The sequence below is a fragment of the Streptomyces coeruleorubidus genome, assembly GCF_008705135.1.
Lineage (GTDB): Bacteria > Actinomycetota > Actinomycetes > Streptomycetales > Streptomycetaceae > Streptomyces > Streptomyces coeruleofuscus.
The window spans coordinates 6,809,121-6,819,331 of the sequence record NZ_CP023694.1 but is presented as its reverse complement, the minus strand read 5'-3'; the positions used below and the strand labels follow the sequence as shown (position 1 = coordinate 6,819,331).

At 70.9% G+C, this 10,211-nt stretch carries 10 protein-coding genes; 2 read left to right on the top strand and 8 right to left on the bottom strand.

The window, feature by feature from the left end:
* Nucleotides 1–14: 14 nt before the first annotated feature.
* Both CP976_RS31615 and CP976_RS31610 read left to right on the top strand, forming a co-directional pair.
* Entirely contained in the window at nucleotides 15–842 is an 828-nt protein-coding gene (locus tag CP976_RS31615; protein ID WP_150483363.1) for an Fpg/Nei family DNA glycosylase, read from the top strand.
* A gap of 32 nt (nucleotides 843–874) precedes the next feature.
* Complete coding sequence (locus CP976_RS31610; RefSeq protein WP_150483362.1) at nucleotides 875–1,639, top strand: SDR family NAD(P)-dependent oxidoreductase; 765 nt, start codon at nucleotides 875–877, stop codon at nucleotides 1,637–1,639.
* A gap of 62 nt (nucleotides 1,640–1,701) precedes the next feature.
* Here CP976_RS31610 and CP976_RS31605 read toward each other — a convergent pair whose 3' ends face one another.
* The 8 genes from CP976_RS31605 to CP976_RS31570 form a co-directional block, all read right to left on the bottom strand.
* The gene (locus CP976_RS31605) at nucleotides 1,702–1,959 is read right to left on the bottom strand and encodes a hypothetical protein (RefSeq protein ID WP_150483361.1); all 258 of its coding nucleotides are present in this window, start codon (nucleotides 1,957–1,959) and stop codon (nucleotides 1,702–1,704) included.
* Nucleotides 1,960–2,149: 190 nt separating this feature from the next.
* A complete protein-coding gene (locus CP976_RS31600; RefSeq protein WP_150483360.1) occupies nucleotides 2,150–2,620 on the bottom strand; it encodes a Dps family protein in 471 nt (156 codons plus the stop codon).
* 221 nt (nucleotides 2,621–2,841) lie between these two features.
* Nucleotides 2,842–3,222 carry a helix-turn-helix domain-containing protein gene (locus tag CP976_RS31595; RefSeq protein WP_003993396.1) on the bottom strand — a complete coding sequence of 127 codons (381 nt, stop codon included), beginning with the start codon at nucleotides 3,220–3,222 and terminating at the stop codon, nucleotides 2,842–2,844.
* Between the two features lie 109 nt (nucleotides 3,223–3,331).
* Nucleotides 3,332–3,877 carry a CinA family protein gene (locus CP976_RS31590; RefSeq protein ID WP_150483359.1) on the bottom strand — a complete coding sequence of 182 codons (546 nt, stop codon included), beginning with the start codon at nucleotides 3,875–3,877 and terminating at the stop codon, nucleotides 3,332–3,334.
* A complete protein-coding gene (pgsA, locus tag CP976_RS31585) occupies nucleotides 3,874–4,722 on the bottom strand; it encodes a CDP-diacylglycerol--glycerol-3-phosphate 3-phosphatidyltransferase (protein ID WP_150483358.1) in 849 nt (282 codons plus the stop codon). Before pgsA ends, CP976_RS31590 begins: the two co-directional genes overlap by 4 nt.
* A complete protein-coding gene (gene rimO, locus CP976_RS31580) occupies nucleotides 4,719–6,200 on the bottom strand; it encodes a 30S ribosomal protein S12 methylthiotransferase RimO (RefSeq protein WP_150483357.1) in 1,482 nt (493 codons plus the stop codon). The genes pgsA and rimO overlap by 4 nt, the downstream gene beginning before the upstream one ends.
* 92 nt (nucleotides 6,201–6,292) lie before the next feature.
* Nucleotides 6,293–7,141 (bottom strand): helix-turn-helix domain-containing protein, encoded by an 849-nt coding sequence (locus tag CP976_RS31575; RefSeq protein WP_150483356.1) that lies wholly within the window; start codon nucleotides 7,139–7,141, stop codon nucleotides 6,293–6,295.
* Between the two features lie 263 nt (nucleotides 7,142–7,404).
* Nucleotides 7,405–10,140: an FtsK/SpoIIIE family DNA translocase gene (locus tag CP976_RS31570; protein WP_190146840.1), complete on the bottom strand. Its 2,736-nt coding sequence runs from the start codon at nucleotides 10,138–10,140 to the stop codon at nucleotides 7,405–7,407.
* Nucleotides 10,141–10,211 lie beyond the last annotated feature (71 nt).

Sequence of the window (10,211 nt, the reverse complement as noted above, 5' to 3'; positions counted from 1 at the left end):
GCCACCCTTGACCCATGCCCGAAGGTGACACCGTCTGGCAGACCGCGAGGCGACTGCACGGCGCCCTCGCGGGCAAGGTGCTGATCCGCAGCGATCTCCGGGTGCCCCGGCTCGCCACGGCGGACCTCACGGGCCGCACGGTCCTGGACGTCACCCCGCGCGGCAAACACCTCCTGACCCGCGTCGAGGGCGGCCTGACCCTGCATTCCCACCTGCGGATGGACGGCTCCTGGAAGGTGTACGAGAACGGCCGGCGCTGGAGCGGCGGCCCCGGCCACCAGATCCGCGCGATCCTCGGCACCACCGACCGCACGGCCGTCGGCTACCGTCTCCCCGTCCTGGAACTCCTGCGCACGGCCGACGAGCACCGCGCGGTGGGCCACCTCGGCCCCGACCTCCTGGGCCCGGACTGGGACCCCGACCGGGCCCTCGCCAACCTCCTCCAGGACCCCGCCCGCCCCCTCGGCGAGGCCCTGCTCGACCAGCGCAACCTGGCCGGTATCGGCAATGTGTACAAGAGCGAGCTCTGCTTCCTGCTCGGCGTCACCCCCTGGGTCCCCGTCGGCGACCTGCCCGCCGAGCGCGCCGCCAAGCTGCCCGCGTTCGCCAAAAAGCTGCTGGAGACCAACCGCGACCGCCCGATCCGCACTACGACGGGCCGCCGCGGCCAGGACCTCTTCGTCTACGGCCGGGCTCCTCGCCCCTGTCTGCGCTGCCACACGTCCGTCCGCGTCGCCGACCAGGGCGACGGCTCCCGAGAACGCCCCACGTACTGGTGTCCCACCTGCCAGCCGGGCCCCGCCCCGGCCACTCCCCCACCGCGGCGAAGCCGCACCAATTGACGGTCCGTCAGAAACGCTCGTACGGTCCCTGTATGCCCGTCACGGCGTACGACCTCACCGGCCGCACCGCGTTCGTCACCGGCGCCGCGAGCGGCATCGGCCGCGCCTCGGCGCTCCTGCTCGGGGAGGCGGGCGCCACCGTGCACTGCGCGGACCGCGACACCGAGGGCCTGCACGAGACGGCGGCCCTGATCAAGGACGGCGGCGGTACGGCCCGCACCCACGACCTCGACGTCACCGACCGCGCCCGGATGAGGCAGGCCGTCACCTCCTGCGAACGCCTCGACGTCCTGGCCGCGGTCGCCGGGATCATGCACAGCAGCCCGGTCCTGGAGACCCGGGACGAGGACCTCGACCGGGTGCTCGACGTCAACTTCAAGGGAGTGCTGTACGCCTGCCAGGAGGCGGCCCGCCTGATGATCGCCCGGGGCACCGGCGGCAGCATCGTCACCATGGCCTCCGGTGCCGTCGACACCGGCGCCCCCGGCCTGCTCTGCTACGGCGCGGCCAAGGCGGCGGTGGTCCAGCTGACCAGGACCCTCGCGACCGAGGTCGGCCGGCACGGCATCCGCGTGAACGCGGTCGCACCGGGCTGGATCCGTACCCCCATGACCGACCGCCACGACAGCGAGGCCCAGGCGCACACCGAGGCCGTCATGGCCCGCATGTCACCCCTGGGCAGGGTCGGCTCCCCGGAGGACATCGCCCACGCGGTCCTCCACCTGGCATCCGACGCCTCGGCCTTCACCACGGGCCAGATCATCCGCCCGAACGGCGGTGTCGCGATGCCCTGGTAGCGCACACCCGCCCACCCAGGTCACGACCCCACGCCCCCGCCACGACCCCCACGCCCCCGATGTCACCCCCGCCGCGACACCACACCCCGGCCCCCCGTTCCCAGCACCCTCCGCCACCGCCCCGTACCGACCACCCCACTCGCCCGCCCCTTCGGCACGCAATGCACCGGCAGCACACTCAGCCCCCAGCCCCCGGCCGCGACCGTCGCCTCCAGCACCCCGGCCCCGGGCGCGACCGCCAGCCGCAGCACCGCCCACCACCACAGCGCCCCCAGCCCCAGCACGGCTCCACGGGCCCCCCAGCGCCCTATCCCCGCCATGGCCGCCACCTCCAGCCCGACGCTATTCGGCCGCTCGGGCCGGCGGACAGGGCGCACCAACGGCACACAGGCGCACCGCGCACCCCACTGCCCCGAACCCCCTTGCACCGAGCCGCGAGCCTGCGAGCAGCACAACGCCGAGCGGCGAGCCCTCCGGCCGGCCCGTCGCCCGCTGCCGTGCCCGCTGCGGTCACCCGTTCTCGGCCTGGAACATCCAGTGATGCTTCTCCAGGTCCGCCGTGATCCCGATGAAGATGTCCTGGCTCACCGGATCCGGCTCACCGGTCGCCTCGATCCGCCCGCGCATCCTCGTGATCACCGCGCCCAGTGCCTCGACGAGCGTCCGCACGGCGGTCATGTCGTCGACCCACCCCTCGGGGGTCACGCCGATGCCGCTGCCGACGGCCACGGTCGCGGCTCGCCCGTCGGGCGGGATCCCGAGCGCCGCGGCGCGCTCCGCCACGGTGTCGGAGTACTTCCGCGCGATGTCGACGACCTCGTCGAGCTGGAGATGCACGGAACGGAAGCGCGGCCCCACCACGTTCCAGTGGATCTGCTTCGCCACGAGGGCGAGGTCCACCAGGTCGACGAGGGCGCCCTGCAACGCCTCGGACACGGTCTTCAGGCTCGCGTCGGACAGCGGGCTCTTCACGACGTACATCCGCACCTCCGTTTAGCTGTCCCCCGCCATCCCCTCAACGATGACCGTCACACACCCCAGGGGCAAACGCAAACAAATCGGGCACAACCTGCCCAGTGCGCAGGCAAGCGAAAACCCCGACCGACACCCCTCCGGATCTCTCCCGGAGAACCCCGGCCGGGGCCTCACCACTCTCGGCGCCTGGTCGGCGCCGCTCGTTCATGCCACGCACGCGCGAAGCGTCACGCGGCGACGACGTCCACCGCCTCGGCGGGCGCCTTGATGGTCACCCGTTCCGGTGGCACACCGGTCACCGAAACAGAGCCCAGCATCGGACGAACCGGCGTGGGCACAGGTTCGCTGGGGGTGGCCGCAGCAGACTGAGCCAGCTCGGCAAGGGCGAGTTCGTCGCTCACTTCCCGCATGAGCTCGGACATCCGTACGTCCAGCGCGTCGCAGATGGCGGAGAGCAGTTCGGAGGAAGCCTCCTTCTGCCCCCGCTCCACCTCGGAGAGATAGCCGAGTGAGACTCGGGCGGACGAGGAGACTTCGCGCAGAGTACGGCCCTGGCGCTGGCGCTGCCGACGCAGCACGTCACCCAGCAGGCGACGGAGCAGAATCATCGGTGGCTCCCTCCTCGGACCGCGTAGCCGCATCCATTACGCCCCACCGTACCGCCTTGCGCCGCGGCCGTGCGGGGAGCGATGTCGTGTTCACTCAGGGCTGCAAACATCAAAACCCCCCGTTCCGTTCCGTATCCTGTGCCCGCTCATTCCCAGTCTGTTCGCCCGCAAGCTCCTTCAGGAGCAGTGCGAGTACGCTCCGTACACTCTCTCTACGAATTTCCTCGCGGTCGCCGTTCAACCGCAGAGCCTCCACTTTTCCGCCGCCGGCAGAACCGGAATCTGCCCTCAGGGGCCCGTCCACGGCGACGAAAACCGTCCCGACGGCCTGTCCGTCCTGCGGCTCGGGGCCTGCGACACCGGTGGTCGCGATCCCCCAGTCCGTGCCGAGCGCCTTGCGCACTCCGGCCGCCATCTGGGCCGCGACCTGCGGATCCACCGCTCCTCGCGCCGCCAGCAGGGTGGTGTCGACACCCAGCAGTTCATGCTTCAGCTCGGTGGCGTAGGCCGTCACCGAGCCCCGGAAGACCTTGGACGCCCCGGGGACGGATGTGATCTCCGCCGCAACGAGGCCGCCGGTCAGCGACTCAGCGACGGCAAGCGTCCTGCCCTTCACCGTGAGTAGTCGTACCACGTCGGTGGCCGTGGAACTCACGCTTCCTTCTCCTCCAACGCGGCCTTGCGCTCGGCGATTCCCTGCCTGCGCAGCACAATGGCCTGTTTCACATAGTCGAGCCCGGTCACCACGGTCAGAACGACCGCTGCCGCCATCACCCAGAACCTCAGGGTCGCCAGCCACCCCGTCAGCGCCAGCACGTACATGCCCACCGCCACGCCCTGGGTGAGCGTCTTGAGCTTGCCTCCGCGACTGGCGGGGATGACGCCATAGCGGATGACCACAAAACGCAGCAGGGTGATCCCGAGTTCCCGGCCGAGGATGACGCCGGTCACCCACCACGGCAGATCGCCGAGCACGGACAGACAGATCAGCGCCGCCCCCATGATCGCCTTGTCGGCGATGGGGTCGGCGATCTTCCCGAAGTCCGTGACCAGGTTGTACCTGCGCGCCAGATGGCCGTCGAAGAGGTCGGTGATCATGGCGATGGCGAAGGCCGCCCAGGCGAGGGACCGCCACACCGGGTCGTATCCGCCGTCCGCGAGCATCAGCGCGACGAAGGCCGGCACGAGGATCAGCCGGAGCATGGTCAGGAGGTTGGCCACGTTCCAGACGCTGGCCTGGTTGACGGCCGCGGCCGCCAGCTTCCCGCCCCGCGCGGGCTTCCCGTCGTCCTGCGCGTCGACGACGGAGCTCTCCGAGCCGTCACCGACAGCGGCCCCACTGCCACCCGCGCCGGGCGCCGCACCGGGCGCTCCGCCCTCGGACGACCGCGCGGCCCCACGGCCCATCGCAGCCCCGGGAGCCTTCCCCGAGGCCGGGCCCGCCGCGGCCCTCCTCGCGCCGGAGGGGCCTCCCGCCGCGGATGCCGGAGCACCGGTCATCTGCCCGCCTCCTCACTACACGCCGACGACGCGAACGAGCCCTGAAGCGGCTCGGCCACCAGGTCGACGCCCTCCGTACCGACCACCTTCGCCTCGACCATACGGCCGCTGCTCAGACCCGCGCCGCTCGTGAGCAGCACCTGGCCGTCCGTCTCGGGCGCCTGGTGCGCCGCACGGCCGTACACGCCCTCCTCGTCGTCGACGGACTCGACGAGCACGTGCACCGTCTGGCCGACGCGCTCCTCGGCGCGCTGCGAGACGAGCTCCTCGGCCAGCCGCGAGACGCGGGCCAGCCGCTCGGCGACGACGTCCTCGTCGAGCTTGTTCTCGTAGGTCGCCGCCTCGGTGCCCTCCTCGTCGGAGTAGCCGAAGACGCCGATGGCGTCCAGCCGCGCGCCGTTCAGGAACCGCTCCAGCTCGGCGAGGTCGGCCTCGCTCTCGCCGGGGAAACCGACGATGAAGTTGGAGCGCACGCCGGCCTCGGGCGCCTTGCTGCGGATCGTGTCGAGCAGTTCCAGGAACCGGTCGGTGTCGCCGAAGCGGCGCATCGCGCGCAGCACGCCGGGCGCGGAGTGCTGGAAGGAGAGGTCGAAGTAGGGCGCGACCTTCGGGGTCGACGTCAGCACGTCGATCAGGCCCGGCCGCATCTCCGCGGGCTGGAGGTAGCTCACCCGGACCCGCTCGATGCCGTCCACCTCGGCGAGCTCGGGCAGCAGCGACTCCAGCAGGCGGATGTCGCCGAGGTCCTTGCCGTAGGAGGTGTTGTTCTCGGAGACCAGCATGATCTCCTTCACGCCCTGCTCGGCCAGCCAGCGCGTCTCGTTCAGCACGTCGCTCGGGCGGCGGGAGATGAAGGAGCCCCGGAAGGACGGGATGGCGCAGAAGGAGCAGCGCCGGTCGCAGCCGGAGGCGAGCTTCACGGAGGCGACCGGGGAGCCGTCCAGGCGGCGGCGCAGGGGCGCGCGCGGGCCGGAAGCCGGAGCGAGGCCCTCCGGAAGGTCGGCCGGGGCGTGCCCGGGCAGTGCGACCGCGCCGGCCGACTCCTGCCGCTCGGCCGGGCTGATCGGCAGCAGCTTGCGCCGGTCGCGCGGGGTGTGCGAGGCGTGGATGCCGCCGTTGAGGATCGTCTGGAGCCGGTCCGAGATGTCCGTGTAGTCGTCGAACCCCAGGACGCCGTCGGCCTCGGGGAGGGCCTCGGCGAGTTCCTTGCCGTACCGCTCGGCCATGCAGCCCACCGCCACGACGGCCTGGGTTCTGCCGTGCCCCTTGAGGTCGTTGGCCTCCAGGAGGGCGTCGACGGAGTCCTTCTTGGCGGCCTCGACGAAGCCACAGGTGTTCACGACAGCGACGTCCGCGTCCCCGGCGTCCTCCACGAGCTGCCAGCCGTCCGCCTCCAAACGGCCTGCGAGCTCCTCCGAGTCCACCTCGTTACGGGCGCAGCCAAGGGTGACGAGTGCGACGGTACGGCGTTCAGGCATGGGCTCTAGAGTACTTCGTCCCGCTGACACCCCACGTCGACGGGGTTGGCCGTTCCCGGCCAACCCCGTGGTGACTGCGTCCCTCGGACCGGTTATCCGGCTTCGGGGTCGCCCTTCGTGTACGTCAGGCGCTCCACGGCGCCCGGCTGGAAGTCGTCCTTGATCTTCTTGCCGTTGACGAAGAGGTCGATCGCGCCGGCGTCACCGAGGACGAGTTGGACCTTCGAGCTGTCCTGGAAGGTCTTGGTGTCGCCCTGCTTGAGGACGCCGTCGAAGATCATCCGGCCGTTGTGATCCTTGGCGGCGATCCAGCTGCGGCCGTCGACGGCGGCCACCTGGACCGTCACCTTGTCCTGCGGCGCGGCCGCGATGGCGCTGTCGGACGGCTCGGGCTCGGGGTCGGCGGGCTTCTTGGTCTTGGTGGTCGGGGAGGCGGAGTCGCCGGGCGTGGAGCCCTCGGCCACGTTCGCCTCGTTGGCGCCGTCGTCGCCGCCCTGGAACATCGTGAACCCGACGAAACCGATCACGGCGACGATCGCGGCGACCATGGCGGCGGTCCAGTTGGGCCCCCGCCGCTCCGGACGGATACGTTCCGCCTCGAACAGGGGAGCAGCCGGTGTCGGTGCCGGGCGCCCGCCGTGCTCGTCGCCGTACTGGGCGAGCAGCGGGGCGGGGTCGAGGTGGACAGCCTTGGCCAGGGTCCGGATGTGCCCGCGGGCATAGACGTCCCCGCCACAGGCGGTGAAGTCGTCCGCCTCGATGGCGTGCACGATGTTCATGCGGACCCGGGTGGCGCTACTGATGTCGTCGACGGTCAGCCCAGCGGCGATTCGCGCCTGCTGAAGGGCACGGCCGATGGAGGGGCGGGCTTCCTCGCGGTCTTCTTCGACGCGCTCGTCTTCGAACGGACGCTCGTCTTCAGGGGAGTTGCCGATGGACACGGGGGCGCCTTTCGAGCGTGTAGCCGCCTGTGCTGGAGGTTCAGTCTAGGGGGGGTACAAAAGGGTGGGGCAACCGGGCGGTGGCACTTTGTACGCCATCGGAATGGCCCGACATTCCGATGGTGGGGAAGCTGTTCGTCGCTTCCCTCAACTTGACGTACGCCGACGGGAAACGGTTGCTCAATGATCCCTTACGGGTGAGTCACGATCCGGACACCCGATTGCAGTACCACTCGGCGAGGCGACCGGCGTGTCCCGCTTACCTACCCTTCAGACTCCCCCCGGATCAGCGCGAGCACGCCATCCAGCTCGTCAGGCTTCACAAGAACGTCACGAGCCTTCGAACCCTCGCTCGGTCCGACGATGTTGCGGGACTCCATCAGGTCCATCAGCCGCCCGGCCTTGGCGAAGCCGACGCGCAGCTTGCGCTGGAGCATGGACGTCGACCCGAACTGCGTCGAGACGACCAGTTCGGCCGCCTGGCACAGCAGGTCGAGGTCGTCACCGATGTCCTCGTCGATCTCCTTCTTCTGCTTGGTCCCGACGGTGACGTCGTCCCGGAAGACGGGCGCCATCTGGTCCTTGCAGTGCTGGACGACGCCCGCGATCTCCTCCTCGGTCACGAAGGCGCCCTGCATACGGGTCGGCTTGTTGGCGCCCATCGGCAGGAACAGCCCGTCGCCCTTGCCGATGAGCTTCTCGGCGCCCGGCTGGTCGAGGATGACCCGCGAGTCGGCCAGCGACGACGTGGCGAAGGCCAGCCGCGACGGCACGTTCGCCTTGATCAGGCCGGTGACGACGTCGACCGACGGCCGCTGTGTGGCGAGCACGAGGTGGATGCCGGCGGCGCGCGCGAGCTGCGTGATGCGCACGATCGCGTCCTCGACGTCCCGCGGCGCGACCATCATCAGGTCGGCGAGCTCGTCGACGATGACCAGCAGGTACGGGTACGGCTGGAGCTCGCGCTCACTGCCCTCGGGCGCCTTGACCTTGCCCTCGCGCACGGCCCGGTTGAAGTCGTCGATGTGCCGGTAGCCGTAGGCGGCCAGGTCGTCGTAGCGCAGGTCCATCTCGCGTACGACCCACTGGAGCGCCTCGGCGGCCCGCTTGGGATTGGTGATGATCGGGGTGATCAGGTGCGGGATGCCCTCGTAGGCGGTCAGCTCGACCCGCTTGGGGTCGACGAGGATCATCCGGACGTCCTCGGGGGTCGCCCGCATCATGATCGAGGTGATCAGGCAGTTGATGCAGGACGACTTTCCGGAGCCGGTGGCGCCGGCGACCAGCATGTGCGGCATCTTCGCCAGCGAGTGCATGACGTAGCCGCCCTCGACGTCCTTGCCGAAGGCGACCAGCATCGGGTCGTCGTCCTCCGCGGACTCCGCGAGCCGCAGGACGTCACCGAGGTTGACCATCTCCCGGTCGGTGTTCGGGATCTCGATGCCGACCGCGGACTTGCCGGGGATCGGGCTGATGATCCGCACGTCCGGGCTGGCGACGGCGTAGGCGATGTTCTTGGCCAGCGCGGTGATCCGCTCGACCTTCACGGCGGGGCCGAGCTCGATCTCGTAGCGCGTGACCGTCGGCCCGCGCGTGAATCCGGTGACGCTCGCGTCCACCTTGAACTCGGTGAAGACGTTGGTGAGCGCGGCGACTATGGCGTCGTTGGCGGCGCTGCGGGCCTTGCCGGGGCCCCCGCGCGTGAGGAGGTCGAGTGACGGCAGCGCGTACGTGATGTCGCCGGACAGCTGGAGCTGTTCAGCGCGCGGGGGCAGGTCGCGGGGCTTGGCGGGCGGGGACTTGGTGAGGTCGCGGACGCCCGCCTTCGGCTTCTCCTGCTCGGGCTGGTCCTGCTCGACCTTCTCCTGCTGCGGCCGGGCGGCCGGGACAGGCGTCGGCGTGGTGGGCTCGCGGTCCCCGACGGTCACGCCCTGGGTGAGGTCCGCGACGATCGGCGAGGGCGGCATCCCGTGCAGGACGGCCCCGTCCAGCGCGGCGGCAGCCGCCGCGGCGACGTCCACGGCGTCCCTGGGCCGGTCCATGTCCGGCTGCGGCACGGCCGACCGCCGGGGACGGCCGCGGCGCCGGGAGAGGGCCTCCTGCTCCGCGCTGTCGGGGTCGTACGCCGTCGGCTCCGGCGCACGCCTGCCGCGCGGCCGGGCGGGCAGCGCCTCACGCCACTGCTCGTCGTAGCGCTCGTCGTCCTCCCCGAACTCGTCGTCGGCAGGGTCGCGGACGATCCCCAGCCGCACCCCGAGCAGCCGCAGCCGCTGCGGGATGGCGTTGACCGGGGTGGCCGTGACGACCAGCAGCCCGAAGATCGTCAGCAGTACGAGCAGCGGCACGGCGAGCATGTCGCCCATGGCGTACGACAGCGGGGTCGCCATGGCCCAGCCGATGAGGCCGCCGGCGTCCCTTATGGCCTGCATGCCCTCGCCGCGCGCCGGTGAGCCGCAGGCGATGTGGACCTGGCCGAGCACGCCGATGAGGAGCGCGGACAGGCCGATGACGATGCGTCCGTTGGCCTCGGGCTTCTCCGGGTGGCGGATGAACCGCACGGCGATGACGGCGAGCAGGATCGGCACGAGCAGGTCGAGCCTGCCGAAGGCGCCGGTCACCAGGATCTCGACCAGGTCGCCCACAGGGCCCTTCAGATCGGCCCATGTGCCCGCGGCGACGATCAGCGCGATACCGAGTAGCAGCAGGGCGACGCCGTCCTTGCGGTGAGCAGGGTCGAGGTTCTTGGCGCCCTGCCCTATGCCGCGGAAGACGGCGCCGACGGCATGTGCGACCCCGAGCCACAGGGCGCGCACGAGCCGGTAGATGCCCCCGGTCGGGCTCGGAGCCGGTTTGGGCGCGGCCTTCTTGGCCGCGGCCTTCTTGGCGGGCGCCCTTTTCGCTGGAGCCCTTTTGGCAGCGGCCTTCTTCGCCGGAGCCTTCGCCGAAGCGGCCGCCTTCTTCGCGGGCGTCTTCTTGGCTGCGGAGGGACGTGAGGCCATGGGTGTGAGGTTACCGGTGGAGACGACAAGGGACACGTGTGCCTACGGCTTCACCCGTTCGTGTCGCTCCG